This is a genomic window from Alcanivorax jadensis T9 (genome assembly GCF_000756655.1).
Taxonomy (GTDB): Bacteria; Pseudomonadota; Gammaproteobacteria; order Pseudomonadales; family Alcanivoracaceae; genus Alcanivorax; species Alcanivorax jadensis.
The window spans coordinates 38,603-58,064 of sequence record NZ_ARXU01000012.1 but is presented as its reverse complement, the minus strand read 5'-3'; the positions used below and the strand labels follow the sequence as shown (position 1 = coordinate 58,064).

Below are 19,462 nucleotides of genomic sequence, written 5' to 3'. Positions count from 1 at the left end.
CATGACCCCAACGCATATCCTGATTACCGGCGGCGCCGGCGCCATCGGCGGCCAGCTCGCCGGGCAGTTTCGCCGACATCATCCTGACGCCCGCATCACCCTGGTGGATCTGAATGCGGAGGCGCTCGAGCATGCCGCCAATACCCATGATGCCCAGGCCGAAGTCTGCGACCTGACCGCTATTGATGCTCTACCCGCCTGGTGGCAATCGCTGGTGGACCGCCGCGGGCCAGTGGATGTGCTGATCAACTGTGCCGGCATCATGGACATCATCAGCATCACCGGCACCGGCTGGGAACAAGGCAAGCGCCTGCTGGATATCAACTTCACCGCCCCCATGCGACTCATGAACCTGGCGCTGCCGGCCATGATGGAGGCCCGGAACGGATGCGTGATCAATGTGGCCAGCATGGCCGGGCGCGTGCCGATCCGTGGCTGCAGTTACTACGGCGGCGCCAAGGCCGGCATCGGCCTGGCCTCGGAAATTGCCCGGCTGGACCTGAAAAAACAGGGCGTCAATGTGATCACCGTCTATCCGGGACCGATCCATTCCGGCCTGGAAAGTCATGCGCGCAGCCAGGTGAAAAAAGGTCCGGTGTCACGTTATATCCCCACCGGCAAACCGGAGGTACTGGCCGAACGCATTTACCGCACCTTCGGCAAGGGCGGAGCCCGGGTGATCTATCCGGATATCTACGCCCTCGCCAAGCAGGTAGCCAACCTGAATCTGACTAACCGGGCCATGGATTTCTTCAGCCCGCAACCCAACCAGTGACCCCGGACAAGCCATGACACAGCAAGCCAATACTCCGATTTATGACGTCCTGATCGTGGGCGCCGGCATCAGCGGCATTGGCCTGGGCATTCGCCTCAGGGAAGCCGGCTTCGGTAACTTTGTGATCCTGGAAAAGGCCGCAGATCTGGGCGGCACCTGGCGGGACAATACCTACCCGGGCTGCGCCTGCGATGTGCCCTCGGCGTTGTATTCCTATTCCTTCGCCCAAAAACCGGACTGGAGCCGGGCCTTCGCCGGGCAGGCGGAAATCCTCGACTATGTGCGCGACACCGCCCAGCGCCACACCATTCCCGATTACATCCGCTTCAATCAGGCGGTGGAACGAGCCCAATGGCGGGAAAGCAAAAACCTCTGGGAAGTGCAGACCGGCGATCGGCTCTACCTGGCCCGCACTATCGTGGCCTGCTCCGGCTACCTGCACGAACCAATCATTCCCAACATTCCCGGCCTGAAGGATTTTCAGGGCAAGCTGTTTCATTCCTCCCGCTGGGACCATGACCACGACCTGGGCGGCGAACGGGTAGCGGTAATCGGCACCGGCGCCTCGGCGATCCAGTTTGTGCCGGAAATCCAGCCGAAGGTAAAGCACCTGACCCTGTTCCAGCGCACCCCGCAATGGGTGCTGCCCAAGCCAGACCACCCCATCCCCAAACTCGAGGAAAACTTCTTCCGCCTGCCGTTCACCCTGAACGCCTGGCGCAAGACCCTCTACGGTGGCTTTGAAACCTTCGGCATCGGCTTTCGCAAACCCGCCCTGCTTCGGCAGATCCAGAAACTGGGCGAGGCGCATATCCGGCTGGCCATCAAGGACCCGGCCCTGCGTGACAAGCTCACCCCGGATTACACCTTGGGCTGCAAACGGGTACTGATGAGCAACCAGTATTACCCGGCGCTCAATCAGGGCAATGTGGATGTGTTCGCTACCGGCCTGCAGGAAGTTCGCGGCAACACCCTGGTGGGTCAGGACGGCAGCGAGTGCGAGGTGGACACGATCATTCTGGGTACCGGTTTCTTCGTCACCGAACCGCCCATTGCTGATCACATCTTCAACGATACCGGTGAGTCACTCAGTGACATGTGGCAAGACGGCATGCAGGCCTATCGCGGCACCACCATCGCCGGCTTGCCGAACGCCTTCATGGTGCTGGGGCCCAACCTGGGCATCGGCCACAACTCCGCCTTTATCGTCATCGAGGCGCAGATCAACTATATCCTCAGCACCCTGCACACCATGCGCGAGCAGCAACTGAGCCGAGTAGAAGTGAAAGCCGACAGCCAGAGAGCCTATAACCGCAAGGTGCAGAAAGACCTGCAGGGTACGGTCTGGAACACCGGCGGCTGCTCCAGCTACTACCTGGACAAGAACGGTTTCAACAGCGTGGGTTTCCCCTGGAGCACGCTGGAAATGCAGCGTCTGCTCAAGGACTTTGATGCCGGCAGCTACTCACTGACTCCTGCCAGCCAACCCGTCTTTTAATATGAACAGGTCCTGATTATGACAAACACGACCCAAACGCCCCCACGTCGCGCCCTGGTTCTGGGCTGCGGCGGCGTCGCCGGCGGCGCCTGGAGCATCGCCGCCCTGCATCATCTGGAACAGCAACTGAACTGGGATGCCCGCGACGCCGATATTCTCATCGGCACCTCAGCAGGCGCGGTACTGGCCACCCTGCTGGGCAGCGGCGTCAGCGTGGCCCAGTTGCTGGCCTGCCAGCAGGGCACCAGCCAACAGTGCCGCTGGGATCATGACCATGACACTGGCGGCGCCCTGCCCCCCCTGCCCGGCGCCAGCCTTACCGGTGCCCGGCTGGTACTGAAAGGCTTGCGTGGTGAAGTCTCGCCGCTGACTGCCTTCTGCGGCCTGCTGCCGCGGGGCCAGTTCAACATGGCGCCCTTCCGGCGACTGATCAACGACGCTACCGCAGGGGCAGACTGGGTAGCCCACCCCGCCACTTGGATCATGGCCGTGGATACCACCACCGGCAAACGGGTGCCCTTCGGCAAAGGTGGCACCCCGCAGGCCTCCATTGCCGATGCGGTCTGCGCGTCCTATGGGGTCCCCTTCTGGTGCCCACCGGTCAGCCTGGGCAACCGCAGCTACATTGACGGCGGTGTCGCCTCTCCCACCTCGGCGGACCTACTGGTGGACAGCGCCGTAGACGAGGTAATCATTCTCGCGCCCATGGCCTCACGGCAGCCGGACAAGCCTCGCTCACCCCTGGCCGCCATCGAGCGTCGGGTACGCCGCTACATGACCGGTATCGTGGATCAGGAGGTGAGTAAACTGGAAAAAGCGGGCAAGCGGGTAATTCGTTTGGAGCCCAACGCAGACGACCTGCAGGCTTTTGGTTTCAACATGATGGACCCGACACGGCGGCGCCAGGTGCTGGACACGGCACTAATGACTACGGCCGTTACCGTACAGAACGCGTTTTAGGCTGGTAACACGGGGAGGTTCGCCGGGCGGCTTCCCCAAATGGTCTAGAGTGAGTCCACCGCCTCCATCAGCGATGCCTTGATACCATGCAATGAACTGTGTGCGGCCTGGCCTTCTGCATAGATTAACCCGCCTAACACCATCGCCCCCACCGCCAACGCGACCAACGCCAGAAGGCGCACACGATCCCCCTCAAGCTTTTTACCCGGCGGAAAGTGTTCGGTCTTTTGCTCTCTGCCTTGCGTATGTACTCGCATAATGACACCTCCCCTTTTGTTTTACGCGGGGCGAGACAAACTCGCAAGTAGCTACCTAGGCGATCAGAGAGCATTCCGGGCAAAACCGCAAGGTGCGGAAGTAGAGCTTGGCCACTGGCAAGGCGTGGATACAGTGGGTGAAATCACCCAGATAAATGCGCTGGTCGTTGCCATTTGGCAGATGCCGGCAATTCACCGTGTGAATTTCCCAGGTATCTTCGTCGGCCTTTATCTTGCTGAGGTAATACCGCATACCCTTCCCCGATTCGCGGATTCGACAGGGCGCATGTTAGGGCTATGAGAGTTGAACGGTATGAAAAGAAGGTAAAAACTAGCGGCAAATGAAATTAACTTGATAGTGACCCTGGCCAGAGTGTGGCGGTATAAGAAACCCGGGCAACCTATTGCCAAACCTGGATAAACCAACCGGTAATGTTTATGGAGAACCCGGGGCCGTTTCCTCGAGGCCTTTACAGACCGACGATCTCAGGGGCGAGCAACTATCTTTACAGTAGGCGCAACTGAACCGGCGTAAGCTTGCCCAAAAAACAAAAGGCCGTAACAGCAATGCTGTTACGGCCTTTCTTTGAGATGGTGCGCCAGGAGGGAGTTGAACCCCCACACCTCTCGGCACCAGAACCTAAATCTGGCGTGTCTACCAATTCCACCACTGGCGCAATGGGCGGGTATTCTAGCAGGCTAATCGTTAATTACCAGCAGGATCAGCCCCCCTGAAGAATCCGGTAAAGCGCCTGCAGGTCTTTATCGATCTTGGTCACCTTGCCCGCCAGGGCGGATAGCTGGGCGCTGTTGTCCGGAGCCTGTTGTGCCACCGGGATCGCCGCCGCTTTCGGACGCTCGGACAGACGACTGATCCGTGAGGACAGGCCATTCAACTTGCTGTCCATCTCGTTCAGGCGCGTGGCCAGCTCGGCGCTTTCGTTGTTGCTGTTGCGCTGTTTTGCCATGGTAACGGTGATCCCGCGTACCTTCGCATTCAGTTCGCGAAAATCGTCACGCAGGCTGTTGACCACCACATCACCAGGAGACACGTCAGAAGTGGCAGGCGCTTTTGCCGGACTGCGCGCGCCTTCTCTTGCCTCACCCTGACGCTGCGATGCCAGCTGATAGTACTGCTCTCGCAATTCACTGAGTTCACGACTGGTTTCAGCGTGGGCCAGCCACTGGCTGGCGGCCAACAGCACGGCGATCACCGCCAGCACCAGGGACAACCACAACAAGCCGGAGTGGCCACCCTCGCTGACCGAGATGGGTTTGGTTTTTTTGGGCGTGCGCAGATTGATCGGTTCCAGATCCGGCCCAGGTACCGGGGTAGCTACCGCCAGTACATCCTGATTCAACCCCTGTAAACGCCGCTCTTTACTTTCCGGCAACTTGGCCATGGCAAGACGCTCTTTTACTTGTTGTTTTTAGCTGATCACCACCCCCCGTGGCCGATCAGCGCCCTTCCAGTTTGTCCAAACGACTATTGACCTGCAGCCGGTAAGAATCAAAAGCCGCGATCGCCGCCTCTGTCTCATCCAGCCGATCTTTCAACGCTGCCAGCCCGGCCTGGTTTTTTTCCACCTTGGCCAGACCGCTTTTCAGATTTTGCTGCTGGCTTTCCAGTTGATTGATATTTTCCGCCAGCACATCCACCTGGGTCTGCATCTGACTGATGCGGGTCTGCCACTGTTCACTGCTCTTGTTGACAGCAGCCACCGCGCTGTCCACCTGCTTTTTCAGGGCAGCGGTGTCCTTGCTGATCCCCTGCAGTTTGCCATCCACTCCGGCCTGGGCCTTTTTTACCTCATTGAGGGTGGCAGACAAGGCGGTCAATTTCTTGCTCTGCTCGGCGATATCGGCTCGGTTACGCTTGTTGCTCAGATCCCAGAGCTTGCGGATTTCGGTGTTGTTTTCTTCCAGCCTCTTGCCGTGAGCGCGGACCGTATCCTGCAATTGCCCGGACGACTGGTTCAGGCTCTCGTCGGTGGCAGATAACCGGGACTGGAGGTTGCCCAGCTTCTGGCTGGATTCCGAAATGCGCTCGTCCATCTGTGACTGCAGCACGGTCATCTGTTTCTGGAACCAGACCCCCATCACGGCGATCAGCACCACCAGCACCAGACAGGCAATCATCCAGCCACCGCCGCCACCACCACTGGAGGGCGGCACCGGCTTTTTCGGGGCCTTGGGAGGCTTGCCCGCCCCCTTCTCCGTGGGCTTGTTGCTGCCGGCAGAAGAAGGTCGGCGACCGGCATCACCATGATCATCCACGGTGACATCATTCAGATTACCCAGATTTACTTCACGATCTCGCGTCATTCCTGTGTCCTGCATACCGGATAGTCCGGTTCATGGGCCGATTGACAGATAGTGCCACAGGGGGCACTGCGGCGCTGCCGAACAGCGCCCATTTAGTCCTGCCTGTCTCTGAAAAATTTATTCGCCGCTTTTCTCGAACAACGGCTGTTCGGTGGCGTAGTAGACCATATCGCCCAGCTCGTGCTTGCCTTCTTCGTTCTTGAGCAACGGCAGGAAAATCACCCAGGGGCGAACATCGCGGTGATCTACCTGGGCCCATACCCCCGTGACTTTTTCACCATTTTCGGCGGTGACTTCGTGTAGGCGAAACAGAGCCATCAGCTCGATATCCGGTTGCTCCATGCCGATCTTACGCAGCTGCCGAAACAGGCCTTGGGCCCACTCTTCTGCACTTGGAGCGTCGGCCCTGTCGCCGGAATAGCCAACCGCCCTCACCGTATCTCCGGACTGAATCATGCCGAAAGGATAGAGTCCACCGGAGCTCTGGATGGCCTTCAGTGCCTGGCGCAGGCCGGCTTCTGCCAACTGATCCATGGCCTGCTGCTCGGGGCTTTTCTGTTTTTGCTCGGCGGAGGCTGGCGTCGGCCCTTCTGCCATGGCAGCGGTGGCTGACAACCCCATCACAAGAAAAAAGATTCCCAAAAAACGCATATCACACCTGTTATTTTCATGAACCTGCGGGTTGGACCACACAAACCCCGACAATATCCCGGGACGGACGCTAGCAAACTTCCCCCACCACCGCCAGACAGACACGAAAAAGGCCGCAAAAGCGGCCTTTTTCACTACCTGAACGGTACCCCTATATGGGATATGCCGTCTTAACCGGCAAAGTTGCTGGCGGCAAAGTCCCAGTTGATCAGGTTCCAGATGGATTCCAGATACTTGGGACGGGCATTGCGGTAATCCACGTAGTAGGCGTGTTCCCACACGTCCACGGTGAACAGCGGCGTCTGGCCCTTGTCGTGGGCGATCGGGGTATCCGCATCATCGGTATTGACGATTTCCAGGCTGCCATCGGTGTTCTTCACCAGCCAGGTCCAGCCAGAACCGAAGTTGCCGGTCGCTTTGGCATTGAACTGGGACTTGAACTCGTCGAAGGAGCCGAAAGCGGTGTCGATGGCCGCAGCCAGATCACCGGTGGGAGCGCCACCGCCGTTGGGGCTCAGGCTGTTCCAGTAGAAGGTGTGGTTCCAGACCTGGGCGGCCTGGTTGAACAGACCGCCTTGGGCGCTCTTGATGATCTCTTCCAGGGATTTGCCTTCGTTGTCGGTGCCGGCAACCATGTCGTTCAGCTTGGTCACGTAGGCATTGTGGTGCTTGCCGTGATGATACTCGAGAGTTTCTGCAGAAATATGCGGTTCCAGTGCATTTTTCTCGAACGGAAGCGGCGGTAATTCAAAAGCCATAGTCATTTCCCCTGACATCATGTTGTTCTGTTGCGGCTCGGCAACAGAAAGAAATTCCCCGCTGAGGGCATGCCTGCCCTCAGCGGCTGAATGATAATAACAAGCTACCGGCGGCAATCTCCACCACGGACCGGGGGTTTACCATGATTGCCTTTGGCTGCAATAGACGAATCCTATCGCCAATGCCTGCTCCGTGACCGGCAGGTCCCTGTGAGATGGGGTGTATCCCCCTTGTTTCAAGTACAATGCGCCCCAAATTTTGATAACTGCTACCTGAATCCGTGACTTCAGCGTGGATGCATGGCGTAAGAATTTGTTGTCACGGGGGATTTTCTGAAGAAGCGTCGTATCAGGGAATACGATCGACTGAAGACAAATTTTCTGTGGCTGCAAAGGCTTGCGTCAGGCGCCGCGATGAAGTCACGGATTCAGGTACTATTTTGCTGGCAGGAGAAAACGATGTCTGATGATGCTGTAGTAATTGTAAATGGTGCCCGTACCGCCATGGGTGGCTTCCAGGGTTCCCTGTCTGCGGTTTCCGCTCCCGAACTGGGCGCCGCCTCTATCCGTGAAGCCGTGTCTCGTGCCGGCCTGAAGCCGGAAGACGTGCAGGAAGTCATCATGGGCTGTGTACTGCCCGCCGGCCTCAAGCAGGGCCCGGCCCGCCAGGCCATGCGTCTGGCCGGCCTGCCGGACAACACCGGTGCCACCACCATCAACAAGCTGTGCGGCTCCGGCATGAAGGCCACTATGTTCGCCTATGATTCCATCAAGGCCGGCACCAACGACATCGTCGTTTCCGGTGGTATGGAATCCATGACCAATGCTCCCTATGTGCTGGACAAGGCACGCAGCGGCATGCGCATGGGCCACGGCCAGGTGTTTGACCACATGTTCCTGGATGGCCTGGAAGATGCGGAAACCGGCCGCCTGATGGGCTCCTTCGCCCAGGAAGTGGCTGACAAACGCTCCATTACCCGCGAAGACATGGACAACTACGCCATCGAATCCCTGAACCGCGCCAATGCCGCCATCGACAACGGCTGGTTCAAGGACGAAATCGTGCCGGTGACCGTGAAGACCCGTAAGGGTGAAGTGGTTGTCGACACCGACGAGCAACCCGGCAACGCCAACATCGACAAGATACCCACCCTGCGTCCGGCCTTCGCCAAAGACGGCACCGTCACCGCCGCCAACGCCAGCTCCATCTCCGATGGCGGCTCTGCGCTGGTACTGGCCCGCGAATCCTTGGCCAATGAGCGTGGCCTCAAGCCGCTGGCCCGTATCCTGGCTCACGCGACCAACAGCAAACACCCCAGCGAGTTCACCATTGCCCCCATCGGTGCCACCGAAGCGGTGATGAAGAAAGCCGGCTGGACCGTGGACGACGTGGATCTGTTCGAGATCAACGAAGCCTTCGCCATGGTGGCGATGATGCCGATGATCGACCTGGGCATTCCTCACGAGAAGGTGAACATCCACGGCGGCGCCTGTGCCCTGGGTCACCCGGTGGGCTCCACTGGCTCACGCATCATTCTCACCCTGATCCACGCGCTCAAGCGCACCGGCGGCAAGCGCGGTGTGGCCAGCCTGTGCATCGGCGGTGGTGAAGCGACGGCGGTAGCCATCGAGCTGCTGTAATACGCTCAACGCTTAATGCCAGACCAGACGGGGCCTTCGGGCCCCGTTTTTTGTTGGCGGCGTCCTCATTCCCTGCCCTCTGTAGGAGCACCTCTTGAGGTGCGAATCAGGCGGAGCGAGGCGATAGGGAGTGATCATTTAGAAAGACCTGTCAGGCCCTGGAATGCCTGATCCCCCTGCGGGCGATTCCCGCGCAAGCGCGGTTCGCGGCTCGAGCGCCGCTCCTACAGCGGCTTCGTAGAGATGACAAAGCCACCCCTCCAACAATTCATTTCCGAAACATCCGCTTTCACTTTCAAACTCTGTTGCACTTTCCTGACCGGATTCGCCCTCCGTCGTATACGCAAAACCGGATTTCACCTGTACCCTGACCGGCTAGTCACCGTTTTCGGTTGGGCATGAGCCCGGGAGCACCATGACAGCATTACCTGTGATCACCGCCATGGGCGGCATCAATGCAGCCGGCCGTAGCGCCTTGCATTTCGGCTTTCAGCGATTGATTTTTGATGCCCTGCCGGATATCACCCGCCAGGACACTCTGCGTTCGCTGGGCCAATTGACCGGCCGCGCCCCGGACGATCAGCTGGCGGCCACGCTGATCCGTGCCCTGCCCGACGCCCACCGTCTCCACGCCGCCATCAGCGGCACCAGCGACATTCCCGTTACCCTGGAAATGCGCAACATGGACCTGCCTGACCCGCTACCCGCTGGCTGGCAGGTCTCTCCTATCGACAAGCGCCGCAGCCGGGTCACCCTGCCTTCGGGGCTGGACCTGCGTGTGCCCCATGACGCCCCACGCCGCGTCAGCGCCGCCGGGCAACTGCCGGACGGCTTCGACCCCGGCGCTCTGTATGCCTCGCGCAATCACCCCCGCGCCCTGCAGATGGCGATCTTCGGCATCAGCGATGCGCTGGGGGATCTGGGTATCGACTGGGCCACCGTGGCCGGCAAGGTACGCCCGGACCAGGTGGCGGTTTACGCCAGCAACGCCATGTCACAGATGGACGACAACGGCCTGGGCGGCGTCATGCGCTTCCCCCCCAACGGCCAGCGCATCACCTCAAAACAGGTACCGTTGGGGCTGGGCGAAATGACCTCGGATTTCCTCAACGCCTATGTGCTGCACTCGGTGGGGACTACCGGCGGCATGCTCGGCGCCTGCGCCACCTTCCTTTACAACCTGGAAAAAGGGGTGCAGGCCATTCGCAGTGGCAAGGTCCGGGTGGCCATCGTCGGCACCAGCGAGGCACCGCTGATGCCAGAAATCATGGAAGGTTACCGGGCCATGGGCGCGCTGGCGGAAGACCAGGATCTGGCGGCACTGGATGGGGCGACTCAGGCCGATGTGCGTCGTGCCTGCCGACCGTTTTCCGACAACTGCGGCTTCACTATGGCCGAGTCTGCCCAGTTTACCGTGCTGATGGATGATGCCCTGGCACTGGAGCTGGGTGCCGACATTCTTGGTGCGGTACCGGACGTGTTTATCCACGCCGACGGCGCCAAGAAATCCATTTCTGCTCCCGGGGTCGGCAACTACCTGACCGTGGGCAAGGCCGCCGCCCTGACCCGCCAGCTGATCGGCGAAAAGGGCCTGCGCGATCACAGCTTTGTCCATGCCCACGGCACCGGCACGCCCCAGAACCGGGTCACCGAATCGGTAATTCTGGACCGGGTGGCAGACGCCTTCGGCATCCGCCATTGGCCGGTCACTGCTATCAAGGCCTATGTGGGACACTCGCTGGGCAGCGCCGGGGGCGATCAGCTGGCGGCGGCCCTGGGCAGCTTTGCCCAGGGCGTCTTGCCGGGCATCCGCACCATCGACCATATCGCCGGCGATGTGCACCGCCAGCATCTGGATTTCGCCATGGAGCATGTGCAGCGTGATGATTTGCAGGCCAGCCTGATCAATTCGAAAGGCTTTGGCGGCAACAATGCCACCGCCGTGGCCCTGTCAGCCACAGTCACCGAAGCCATGTTGCAGCAGCGCCATGGAGAGAAGGCCATCACTCATTGGCAAACCGCCCGGGACAGTGTGCTGCAGGCCAAGGCCCGTTTCCGCGACCACTGCCTGAACGAGGCGCCCAAACCGGTATATCGGTTTAACGACGGGGTGCTGGGGGATGAAGCGGTTACCTTGAGCGGGAAAGCCGTGCAGCTCAATGGCGGCACCGTCATGGGCTTTGATGACGACAGCGAGCTGACGGCTTACCAACTGGACCGCTAGAGATCCCTTGCAAGCCACTACTGGCACTCAAGAATGCCGTTGGAGCTTTGCTCGCAAAGCGAAGGTCGTCCCCACCCTTCGCCTTGCAAGCAGGACTCTAACATCCGGGTTTCCGGGTTCAGCGAATCTCCACCTGGAAGGCCGGCGACGCCCAGCCCCGGGGAGCGCTCTGCCCATCGCTGGCTAACGGCTCACCACCGTAAATCACCTGCTGTGAATCACCGTACTGCAGCCAGGTCTGCGTGGGCATTACCCCCTCGCCAGGCTTGCTGTAATCGCAGACGCCCTGCGGGAAAATTTCCGCTACCTGAGCCGCAAAAGCGTCCGGGTCCAGGGCCAGAGGATAATCGGCCGGGTCCACCGGTTTCAGCTGGCACTTGTTGGTCAGGGTTTCGATGCTGTCACCGGCCACGGTGCGTGGGGTGCCGAAACGGGTCTGCACCACGGTCTGTTGCAGGTTCAGAATCGGATCGGTAAGCGGCGCCAGCAAATCACCCAGCGTACCCAGCAAGTCCCCCAGCACCGGCAGCTCGGCCACTACCGGTAGCTCGCTGATATCCAGGCCACATACCTGGCCGGTCAGCGCATCCACCACCACCCCGGCTTCCGCCGGCGCCGGCGGCAACAAGGACAGATCCAGCCCCGGCAGGATCGGCTCCGGGTACAGCAGGTTGCCGGTCAACGGTACGATGGGCCCCTCCGGGCCGAACAGGGACGACACCGACAGACAACGGTCACGGGCATAGACCGGCTTGTTGGCCACCACTTTCTCGGCCACCGGCGTGGCAGTGTCGTCCTGCTCGATGCCCGATAACCAAAGGTCCATGACCAACAGGGCTTCCGTGGTGAAAACCGTATCGCCAAACAGCGGCGCCGGTCCATACCAGATCACATGGTTGTCAGCATGGCCCTGGCTCTGCTCCAGTCGCGCACGCATCTGCCAGGAATGGTAGGCATCGTGGGCAATGCCCGGGTCCGGCCCACGCAGATCAATGATCGGCACCTTGGCCAGATGCTCGGCGGTGTTGATGGCGCCGGTGCGATAGGCATTACGCAGGGCTTGCGGGTCGGCCACGGTGCGCTCGGCCTGGTAGTCGATATCCACGCTCAACCCACCGATTTCGCGATTTACCTTGAGAAACTGCTCGCCGCTGATTACCCCGTTTTGCAATGCTTTCAAACCATACTGGACACCCACATTATCCAGCGGAATACCGCCAAAACCGCGACCGAGCAACTGCTCGTTGCTGGACCATACCGACGGGTCACGGGGGCCGAACTGATTGATCATGTAATCCAGCAATCCACAACGCAGTCCGTCCGGCTGCGACTCGGCGTCATAGACTTCCACCCCTTCCTGCAGACCGGGGCAATCTTCCTGGTTCGGGTAGGCAGCCGGGAAGAAGGCCAGGTCGGAGAACACCGGGTTCAATGGCAAGTGGCCATAGAAGGCGGACCACTGCGCGGCCGGAATCACCCCGGAAGTCAGTAGCGAGGTGACCACCTCCTGAAAACCCTGAGGGTCCGTGGGCAGCTGGTTGCCGAAGTAGTTGCTGAGCAGGTTGTAGTCCGCGAACTGGGTGGCGGTGGTCCAGACATCCGGGTAGGAACATTGCACGATCAACCCCTGATAAATGCCCGGATAGGCATTGGCCACGTGGTGCTGAGTGATGGAGCCACCGGAGCAACCGGTGCCGATGGTGTAACGGATTTCCCCGTACTGTTCGATGATGCGCTCCTTGCCCATCATCAGCGATTCCGCCGCCGTTACCAGGTTGGCGTTATGGCCCAGGTTGGCCTGGGCGGTAGACAGGGTCATGAAACCTCGCGCCAGAGCGGTGGTAATGCTGTCACCCAGTAACAGCTCGGCGCCCGCCGGCGCGGTGCCGGCGATATCGCCGCGGGGCACTTCACCCATGCCATAACTGACTCCCACGTTACCGCCATGATGAATCAGCAGCTTGCCGTTCCATTGCGGTTGCGGTGCCAGGGCGGTCCAGGGCTGATCCGGCTGATAGAGGGCCATGATCAGGTAACGGTCACGATTCTGAACCCCTTCCTCCATGCGCACGATAAAGGGCAGTTCTACCCCTTCATCAGTGGTTATCCGGGCAATGCTGTCATCCGCAGGCGGATTCGCCGGATCATAAGGCTGGAAGGCTTCCGGCAATCCGGGGTTTTCCGGGTCGAAACCGGTCAGCAGGCTTTCCAGTTTGTTGGCCGGCACATATTGGAAGCTGTACTCCGCTGGCTGATTGCACTGGGCATCTACAGCCTGAGCATTGGTGCACTGCCAGGGCTGCAACTGGGGGCCGGAAAACACCGGGCCGCCGTTGGGATGGTTGATGATCTGTTGCTCCAGCACCGACTCATCCGCCAACACCACGGTCAGGGTATTGGCACCCAGGCCCATACCCTGCAACAGCCCTTTGAGGCCCCCATCGCTGGTGGCAGTCAGTTGCTGGGTCACCTCCCGATCCCCCAGCATCACTGTTGCACCATTCAACAAGGCGCTATCGTCAGCGGTAATTTCCACCAGCGCATCACCACCACTGATCAGGTCCGCACGGTTGGACAGCACGCTGATGTTCCCTTCCCCGGCCCGCGGGGCATCGGGAATATCCGGATCGGGAGTGTTCGGGACCGGATTACTGGCAGCCGGCGACGATGAAGAACCGCCACCACCACAGGCGGCCAGCAGGGCTACCAGGCCGGTAGCCAGCAAAAGAGAAAGGGCTTTCATGGGACACTCCAGGCCGGCGCGCTGGCCGGCTTATTGTTGTTAACATCAGTGTTAACCCATTCTCATGGACAGCGTGCCGACTTACTGTTGATGTGCGGTAGCAGGATAGTTACCGGGAGGCGACATTCTTTGCAGAATGTTGCACGTATGTACCACCCATTATTCAACTTGGTTCAGGCTCACGACCCACCCTGTTAAGGTAGCCGCAATCACTGGATGGACTGCCCATGATCCGACTGAAACTTGCCCTGCTCATGCTACTGGCGCTGATCGCCTGCACCGCCCTCTGGCATCGATACAAACCGCTGCCGGACGGCCTGGCCCATGAGTCGCCGTTACTGCCTGCCCAGGGCCTGACCCTGCTGGTGGATGACACCTGGGAAACCGCCGATGGCAAGCGCGCGATGCGCCAGCGCATTTTCGACGAGACCCTGCGCCTGATCGGCCAGGCCCGGCAACTGGTGGTGGTGGACATGTTTCTGTTCAATGCCTTTCAGGGCACCGACGATGCCAGCTACCGCCCCTTGTCAGCGCAGTTGACCCAAGCACTGCTGGACAAGAAACAGCAGCAGCCTGACTTGCCGGTGATTCTGATCAGTGACCCGATCAACACCCTCTACGGTGGCCTGCACAGCGAGCACCTGGAGCGCCTGGAAGACGCCGGGGTGGTGGTGATCACCACCCCGCTGACACGCCTGCGCGACTCCAACCCGAGCTGGTCAGGGATCTGGCGGATCTGCTGTCAGTGGCTGGGCAACAGCAACGAGGGTGGCTGGCTGCCCAACCCTATGGGGCCGGGCAAGGTCACCCTGCGCAGCTACCTTACCCTGCTCAACTTCAAGGCCAACCACCGCAAGACCCTGGTGGTGGATGAAGGCGACCGGTGGACCGCGCTGGTCACCACGGCCAATCCCCACGATGCCAGCAGCGCCCACAGCAATCTGGGCCTCACGTTCCAGGGCCCGGCCGTGGCGGACATGCTGGAGAGCGAGTTGGCCGTGGCGCGAATGGCGGGCGTCAGCCTGCCCGATCTGCCGACACTCTCGACCGGGACCCCTGCCGACACGGCCCCGGCCCAGCTTCAGGTACTCACCGAAGGCGCCATCCGCGATGCCCTGCTGGCCGCCGTTGAGCGCAGCCGCAGCGGAGAGGCACTGGATATCTCTGTGTTCTACCTGTCCCACCGCCCCCTGGTGAAGGCGCTGTTGGCGGCCCATGAGCGGGGCGTAACCGTGCGCGTGCTGCTGGACCCCAACAAGGATGCCTTCGGCCGCCAGAAAAACGGCATCCCCAATCGCCAGGTGGGGGCGGAGCTGCGGACCGCGGGCATTGAGGTGCGCTGGTGTAATACCCAGGGTGAGCAATGCCATACCAAGATGCTGCTGCGACGGGGAGCAGAACGCTCGGAAGTGATTATCGGCTCCGCTAACTTCACCCGCCGCAATCTGGACAACCTGAACCTGGAAAGCAGCGTGCGAGTGCTGGCAAAAACGGATCACGCCCTTATGGTCGATGCCCGATCCGCCTTTGCCAGACGCTGGGACAATCGTGACGGGGAGAAACACAGTACCGATTACGGGGTCTACGCGGATGAAGCGACCTGGAAGTACTGGGTGTATCGGGTAATGGAGTTTACCGGGTGGAGCAGTTTTTAGGATAAAGGCGATTTTTTTACCACAGAGGGCACAGAGGCCACTGAGTAAAAACAACACGCGTCCTTTGTAAGCGCAAAGGCCCCTGTAGGAGCGTGCTTGCACGCGAACCCGTGACTTGCCGCAAGCAATTCGCGTGCAGGCACGCTCCTACGGGCCCATGAAGCCCCGGGGGTTATTCCGTCACCGGGGGCTCTTTCACCAACCGGTTGCGATACCAATCCAGACCACTGACCGCGCCGTTGATCAACCAGGCGGCGGCGACCAGGCCGCCGGCCATGGGCCAGCCCCAAGTTTCCGGCAGCAGCTCGGTACCGGGAACAAACACCAGGAACAACACGGTTTCCAGCACCGCCAGCAACATGGGCGCCGCCAATCGAGCCGGGTAATGCAGCTCAATGCCCAACCAGCGCAGAGCGGCACCGCCCATGCCAAGGCCAAGCCAGATAACAATCAGACCACCAATAATCACTGCCACCGTTAACGCTCCTGTTGCTGTTCTGCGTAGACTGCCTCACGGCCGTGCCGGACCGCCATGCCTTCGCGGACTTTTTTCGGCAAACCACCCACTACCAGCGCATAGGAATGGTCAATCATGCGCTGGATTTCCCCCACCGGGATGGAGCCGTCCAGCTTGACGGTATTCCAGTGTTTCTTGTTCATGTGGTAGCCGGGAATCACAGCTTCGAAGATATCCCGCAGTGCCAGCGCCTGGTCCGGGTCGCACTTGAGATTCATGCGCCCTTCGCCCTGCTCTTCCCCCAGTGTCGCGAACATCTTGTCCCGCACTTTCATCACTGCCACATCCGGGCCGAAGGGGAAATCCTCTCGCGCTTCCGGCTTGCTCAACAGGTACGCTTGCGCGGCTTTGGCATCCATGATCAAGGCATCCCTTATTGACCCGCTATGCAGACATTGGCCGGTTGGGTCGACGGCCTCAGCGACCTCATGATACCCGCCGCAGCAAAGGGACTACCAGCGAGGAGAAGCCGGCACACAGCGGATATGAGGAAGTGATTGCTGGTACACGCCGACGGGGCGGACTGGCATTTTCGCGTCCAATAAAAAACCCCGGCGGATAGCCGGGGTCTTGTGTCTCGACAGTACCCTTGTGAGGCGGGGCCGAAACAAGTCAGGAAGTTTACCCGCTTGTGAAAAGGATCGCGACCGCTGAGGACGGTTTAGCTGATAACCAGCATGCACGAAAACCGCTGACGGGAAACAATGCGGCAACGCTCGACACAACAACGCGAGGCTCGTCCTACCCACATTGTTGCGTGCGCCTGTTACGTTGCTATGAAATTTCGCGGGTTTCGCGGAAGCGGATCTCCGGGTGACGCTCCTGTGCCAGTTGCAGGTTCACACGGGTCGGAGCCAGATAGGTCAGGTGACCAGCGCCGTCGCGGGACAGGTTATCGTGGGCTTTACGCTCAAAGGCCGTCAGCTCTTTGTCACTGCCGGCTTCAATCCAGCGCGCCGTGGCCACACTGACCGGTTCATAGCGGCAATCCACCCCATATTCCCCCTTCAGCCGCGCTGCGACCACGTCGAACTGCAGGGTGCCCACGGCACCCAGAATCACGTCGTTGTTGCGCAGCGGGAAGAACACCTGGGTGGCGCCCTCTTCCGCCAGCTGGGTCAGGCCCTTGTGTAGCTGCTTGCTTTTCAGCGGGTCGTTGAGCACCACGCGCTGGAACAGTTCCGGGGCGAAGTGGGGAATGCCGGTGAAGGCCAGCTCTTCACCCTCGGTGAAAGTGTCACCGATCTGGATGGTGCCGTGGTTGTGCAGGCCGATAATGTCACCGGAAAAGGCCTCTTCCACGTTGTCACGCTCACCGGCCAGAAAGGTCAACGCATCAGGAATACGCACGTCCTTGCCGGTACGCACCTGCTTGAGCTTGATACCCTTCTGATACTTGCCAGAACAGATGCGCATGAAGGCAATGCGGTCCCGGTGGCGGGGGTCCATGTTCGCCTGGATCTTGAACACGAAGCCGGTCATCTTGGGCTCGTCGGCCACCACGGTACGCGCGGTGGCATCACGGGGCTGGGGCGGCGGCGCCCACTTCACCAGGCCGTCGAGCATGTGATCGACGCCGAAGTTGCCCAGGGCGGTACCGAAGAACACCGGGGTCAGCTTGCCGGCCAGGAAGCGTTCCAGATCGAATTCGTGGCTGGCGCCCTGAACCAGTTCCAGAGTCTCGCGCAACTCCTCGGCGTAGTCGGCTCCCACCGCCTGATCCAGCTCCGGATTATCGAGCCCTTTCACTTCGCGCACGTCCTGCACAGTGTGGCCCTGGCCGGTCTTGTACAGCACGGTGGTGTCGGTGAGCAGGTTGTAGACGCCCTTGAAGCTCTTGCCCATACCGATGGGCCAGGTAATCGGCGCGCACTCGATATTGAGCACGTCCTCGATTTCATCCAGCACGTCGATGCCGTCGCGCACATCCCGGTCCAGCTTGTTGATGAAGGTGAGAATCGGCGTGTCGCGCAAGCGACAGACTTCCATCAGCTTGACGGTCCGTTGCTCCACGCCCTTGGCCGCATCGATCACCATCAGCGCCGAATCCACGGCGGTGAGGGTACGGTAGGTATCCTCGGAGAAATCAGCGTGCCCGGGGGTGTCCAGCAGGTTGACGGTGGCATCCTTGTAGGGGAACTGCATCACCGAGGTAGTGACGGAAATGCCCCGCTCCTTCTCCATCTCCATCCAGTCGGAGGTGGCGTGCTTACCGGACTTCTTGCCTTTCACGGTACCTGCGCTCTGGATCAGGTTTCCGTACAACAGCAGCTTTTCGGTAATGGTGGTTTTACCGGCGTCCGGGTGCGAAATAATCGCGAAGGTGCGGCGCTTGGCCACCTGGTCTTGCAGGCTCATGGGGCTTCCGACTCTGACAGGGGTTTTCGAGGGCGCGAGTATAACAGCCTTGCGAGCCCTTATCAGGCTCTCAGCGCCACCCTGTCAGACGATGCCGGAGCCCTTCAGCTGGCGCTGACGCATTAGCAGATAGAGGGCAAATCCCACCGCGACACCAGGAACCAGCCCCAGCAGCAGCGCCAGCCAACCGCCGCGGACCTGGTAACGCTGACGCTCGAACACCACCCAGATGGCAAGCACCACCCAGCACAAAATCACATCCGTGGAATACCCGGCTGCAAAGGGATTCACAAAGCCTCCGGCGGCGGCAGCCAGGATATCCGGATTCTCCACCAGCGGCGGGATAATCAGCACCGCAAACACCACACAAAAGCTCAGGGCTACCAGCAATAACAGTCGACGAAACAGGTTCTCTGACACAGGCCAAGTCCTCGCAATAGGTCATCCGTAATCACCGTATCCTTGAGGATTTACTCTGGTGTGTCCACCTTTCCAACTCGGTACTTCAGGGCGAGCCGAAAGCAGTGCTAGAGTGTCGGTTCCAGAACAACAAGGATGCCAGACCATGCCTGTTTATCTCCGCGCTTTCGCTGCCCTCTTCCTCGCTACCCTGCTGGCGGCCTGCAGCCGCACCCCGGACGCCGGCGATGCCCGTCAAGCGCTGGAGGCAGAACTGGACAACGCGCACCTGTCCGGCCTGTTGGCAGTCACCGATGTGGAAAAGCGCAATGGGTACGACGACGGAGACGGCCGCTACACCCTGGAAGTGGATTACCAGCTGAAAGCCAGGGACGACCTGGGTGGCTACACCGACAAGATCAAGGGTAACGAGGATCTGTCCGGCATGGATCGCTTTGCCATGATCATGACGCTCAGCGCCCTGCGTATGGAGCACGGCAACTTCAAGAAGGGCGATACCTTCCAGCGCCAGCGGGTGATTACCTTCCGGGATTCAGAGAACGGCTGGATGCCGATTCAGGAGTAACGGGGAGCGGTTCGAATCGCACCTTGCCTGCTGTAGGAGCGGCTCTCGAGCCGCGAACCGAGCGTAGCGAGGCGACAAAGATCAAGGTCTGACCACCATTCTTTCTGGAAACTGT

General features: G+C 60.3%; 18 protein-coding genes and 1 tRNA gene. 7 read left to right on the top strand and 12 right to left on the bottom strand.

What is annotated here, in order from left to right:
* Nucleotide 1: 1 nt before the first annotated feature.
* Genes T9A_RS13530 through T9A_RS13520 form a run of 3 tightly spaced genes read left to right on the top strand, consistent with a single transcriptional unit; the run spans nucleotide 2 to nucleotide 3,233 of the window.
* Nucleotides 2-775 carry an SDR family NAD(P)-dependent oxidoreductase gene (locus T9A_RS13530; protein ID WP_035249406.1) on the top strand — a complete coding sequence of 258 codons (774 nt, stop codon included), beginning with the start codon at nucleotides 2-4 and terminating at the stop codon, nucleotides 773-775.
* A gap of 13 nt (nucleotides 776-788) precedes the next feature.
* On the top strand, nucleotides 789-2,273 hold the full coding sequence (locus T9A_RS13525; RefSeq protein WP_035249405.1) for a flavin-containing monooxygenase: 1,485 nt from the start codon (nucleotides 789-791) through the stop codon (nucleotides 2,271-2,273).
* Between the two features lie 18 nt (nucleotides 2,274-2,291).
* Entirely contained in the window at nucleotides 2,292-3,233 is a 942-nt protein-coding gene (locus tag T9A_RS13520) for a patatin-like phospholipase family protein (protein WP_035249403.1), read from the top strand.
* 44 nt (nucleotides 3,234-3,277) lie between these two features.
* On the opposite strand, the gene T9A_RS13515 is transcribed toward T9A_RS13520, so the two are convergent.
* The 7 genes from T9A_RS13515 to T9A_RS13485 form a co-directional block, all read right to left on the bottom strand.
* Nucleotides 3,278-3,490 carry a hypothetical protein gene (locus T9A_RS13515; protein ID WP_035249401.1) on the bottom strand — a complete coding sequence of 71 codons (213 nt, stop codon included), beginning with the start codon at nucleotides 3,488-3,490 and terminating at the stop codon, nucleotides 3,278-3,280.
* Between the two features lie 55 nt (nucleotides 3,491-3,545).
* Nucleotides 3,546-3,743: a hypothetical protein gene (locus tag T9A_RS13510; protein WP_035249399.1), complete on the bottom strand. Its 198-nt coding sequence runs from the start codon at nucleotides 3,741-3,743 to the stop codon at nucleotides 3,546-3,548.
* Nucleotides 3,744-4,082: 339 nt separating this feature from the next.
* Nucleotides 4,083-4,167 (bottom strand) — tRNA-Leu (locus tag T9A_RS13505).
* 45 nt (nucleotides 4,168-4,212) lie between these two features.
* Nucleotides 4,213-4,893 (bottom strand): hypothetical protein, encoded by a 681-nt coding sequence (locus T9A_RS13500; RefSeq protein ID WP_035249397.1) that lies wholly within the window; start codon nucleotides 4,891-4,893, stop codon nucleotides 4,213-4,215.
* 55 nt (nucleotides 4,894-4,948) lie between these two features.
* On the bottom strand, nucleotides 4,949-5,815 hold the full coding sequence (locus T9A_RS13495) for a hypothetical protein (protein WP_035249395.1): 867 nt from the start codon (nucleotides 5,813-5,815) through the stop codon (nucleotides 4,949-4,951).
* Between the two features lie 117 nt (nucleotides 5,816-5,932).
* Entirely contained in the window at nucleotides 5,933-6,466 is a 534-nt protein-coding gene (locus T9A_RS13490; protein WP_035249392.1) for a hypothetical protein, read from the bottom strand.
* A 170-nt stretch (nucleotides 6,467-6,636) separates the two neighbouring features.
* Nucleotides 6,637-7,224: a superoxide dismutase gene (locus tag T9A_RS13485; protein ID WP_035249390.1), complete on the bottom strand. Its 588-nt coding sequence runs from the start codon at nucleotides 7,222-7,224 to the stop codon at nucleotides 6,637-6,639.
* A gap of 459 nt (nucleotides 7,225-7,683) precedes the next feature.
* On the opposite strand from T9A_RS13485, the gene T9A_RS13480 reads away from it, so the two are divergent.
* Both T9A_RS13480 and T9A_RS13475 read left to right on the top strand, forming a co-directional pair.
* A complete protein-coding gene (locus T9A_RS13480) occupies nucleotides 7,684-8,865 on the top strand; it encodes an acetyl-CoA C-acyltransferase (RefSeq protein ID WP_035249389.1) in 1,182 nt (393 codons plus the stop codon).
* Between the two features lie 415 nt (nucleotides 8,866-9,280).
* Nucleotides 9,281-11,089, top strand: coding sequence for a beta-ketoacyl synthase (locus tag T9A_RS13475; RefSeq protein WP_035249387.1), 1,809 nt, complete (start codon nucleotides 9,281-9,283; stop codon nucleotides 11,087-11,089).
* 118 nt (nucleotides 11,090-11,207) lie between these two features.
* Here the strand turns inward: T9A_RS13475 and T9A_RS13470 are convergent, their stop codons facing one another.
* A complete protein-coding gene (locus T9A_RS13470) occupies nucleotides 11,208-13,832 on the bottom strand; it encodes a DUF6351 family protein (RefSeq protein WP_035249385.1) in 2,625 nt (874 codons plus the stop codon).
* Between the two features lie 227 nt (nucleotides 13,833-14,059).
* On the opposite strand from T9A_RS13470, the gene T9A_RS13465 reads away from it, so the two are divergent.
* Nucleotides 14,060-15,487, top strand: coding sequence for a phospholipase D family protein (locus T9A_RS13465; protein ID WP_035249383.1), 1,428 nt, complete (start codon nucleotides 14,060-14,062; stop codon nucleotides 15,485-15,487).
* Nucleotides 15,488-15,659: 172 nt separating this feature from the next.
* Here T9A_RS13465 and T9A_RS13460 read toward each other — a convergent pair whose 3' ends face one another.
* The 4 genes from T9A_RS13460 to T9A_RS13445 all read right to left on the bottom strand — a co-directional run bounded on the left by T9A_RS13460 (nucleotide 15,660) and on the right by T9A_RS13445 (nucleotide 18,782).
* Entirely contained in the window at nucleotides 15,660-15,962 is a 303-nt protein-coding gene (locus T9A_RS13460) for a hypothetical protein (protein WP_035249380.1), read from the bottom strand.
* 2 nt (nucleotides 15,963-15,964) lie between these two features.
* Complete coding sequence (locus T9A_RS13455) at nucleotides 15,965-16,363, bottom strand: MmcQ/YjbR family DNA-binding protein (protein ID WP_035249377.1); 399 nt, start codon at nucleotides 16,361-16,363, stop codon at nucleotides 15,965-15,967.
* A 415-nt stretch (nucleotides 16,364-16,778) separates the two neighbouring features.
* Complete coding sequence (gene prfC / locus T9A_RS13450) at nucleotides 16,779-18,362, bottom strand: peptide chain release factor 3 (protein ID WP_035249375.1); 1,584 nt, start codon at nucleotides 18,360-18,362, stop codon at nucleotides 16,779-16,781.
* A gap of 84 nt (nucleotides 18,363-18,446) precedes the next feature.
* Nucleotides 18,447-18,782 carry a DUF2834 domain-containing protein gene (locus tag T9A_RS13445; protein ID WP_035249373.1) on the bottom strand — a complete coding sequence of 112 codons (336 nt, stop codon included), beginning with the start codon at nucleotides 18,780-18,782 and terminating at the stop codon, nucleotides 18,447-18,449.
* A 145-nt stretch (nucleotides 18,783-18,927) separates the two neighbouring features.
* Between T9A_RS13445 and T9A_RS13440 the strand changes: the two genes are divergently transcribed.
* The gene (locus tag T9A_RS13440) at nucleotides 18,928-19,347 is read left to right on the top strand and encodes a hypothetical protein (RefSeq protein ID WP_035249372.1); all 420 of its coding nucleotides are present in this window, start codon (nucleotides 18,928-18,930) and stop codon (nucleotides 19,345-19,347) included.
* The last annotated feature ends 115 nt before the right edge of the window (nucleotides 19,348-19,462 follow it).

Bases quoted from the DNA above. Each gene is read 5' to 3' on its own strand.
- T9A_RS13510 (WP_035249399.1), bottom strand. From the start codon at position 3,743: ATGCGGTATTACCTCAGCAAGATAAAGGCCGACGAAGATACCTGGGAA.
- T9A_RS13490 (WP_035249392.1), bottom strand. From the start codon at position 6,466: ATGCGTTTTTTGGGAATCTTTTTTCTTGTGATGGGGTTGTCAGCCACC.
- T9A_RS13470 (WP_035249385.1), bottom strand. From the start codon at position 13,832: ATGAAAGCCCTTTCTCTTTTGCTGGCTACCGGCCTGGTAGCCCTGCTG.
- T9A_RS13465 (WP_035249383.1), top strand. From the start codon at position 14,060: ATGATCCGACTGAAACTTGCCCTGCTCATGCTACTGGCGCTGATCGCC.
- T9A_RS13515 (WP_035249401.1), bottom strand. From the start codon at position 3,490: ATGCGAGTACATACGCAAGGCAGAGAGCAAAAGACCGAACACTTTCCG.
- T9A_RS13440 (WP_035249372.1), top strand. From the start codon at position 18,928: ATGCCTGTTTATCTCCGCGCTTTCGCTGCCCTCTTCCTCGCTACCCTG.
- T9A_RS13455 (WP_035249377.1), bottom strand. From the start codon at position 16,363: ATGGATGCCAAAGCCGCGCAAGCGTACCTGTTGAGCAAGCCGGAAGCG.
- prfC (WP_035249375.1), bottom strand. From the start codon at position 18,362: ATGAGCCTGCAAGACCAGGTGGCCAAGCGCCGCACCTTCGCGATTATT.
- T9A_RS13485 (WP_035249390.1), bottom strand. From the start codon at position 7,224: ATGGCTTTTGAATTACCGCCGCTTCCGTTCGAGAAAAATGCACTGGAA.
- T9A_RS13500 (WP_035249397.1), bottom strand. From the start codon at position 4,893: ATGGCCAAGTTGCCGGAAAGTAAAGAGCGGCGTTTACAGGGGTTGAAT.
- T9A_RS13475 (WP_035249387.1), top strand. From the start codon at position 9,281: ATGACAGCATTACCTGTGATCACCGCCATGGGCGGCATCAATGCAGCC.
- T9A_RS13525 (WP_035249405.1), top strand. From the start codon at position 789: ATGACACAGCAAGCCAATACTCCGATTTATGACGTCCTGATCGTGGGC.
- T9A_RS13520 (WP_035249403.1), top strand. From the start codon at position 2,292: ATGACAAACACGACCCAAACGCCCCCACGTCGCGCCCTGGTTCTGGGC.
- T9A_RS13480 (WP_035249389.1), top strand. From the start codon at position 7,684: ATGTCTGATGATGCTGTAGTAATTGTAAATGGTGCCCGTACCGCCATG.
- T9A_RS13495 (WP_035249395.1), bottom strand. From the start codon at position 5,815: ATGACGCGAGATCGTGAAGTAAATCTGGGTAATCTGAATGATGTCACC.
- T9A_RS13530 (WP_035249406.1), top strand. From the start codon at position 2: ATGACCCCAACGCATATCCTGATTACCGGCGGCGCCGGCGCCATCGGC.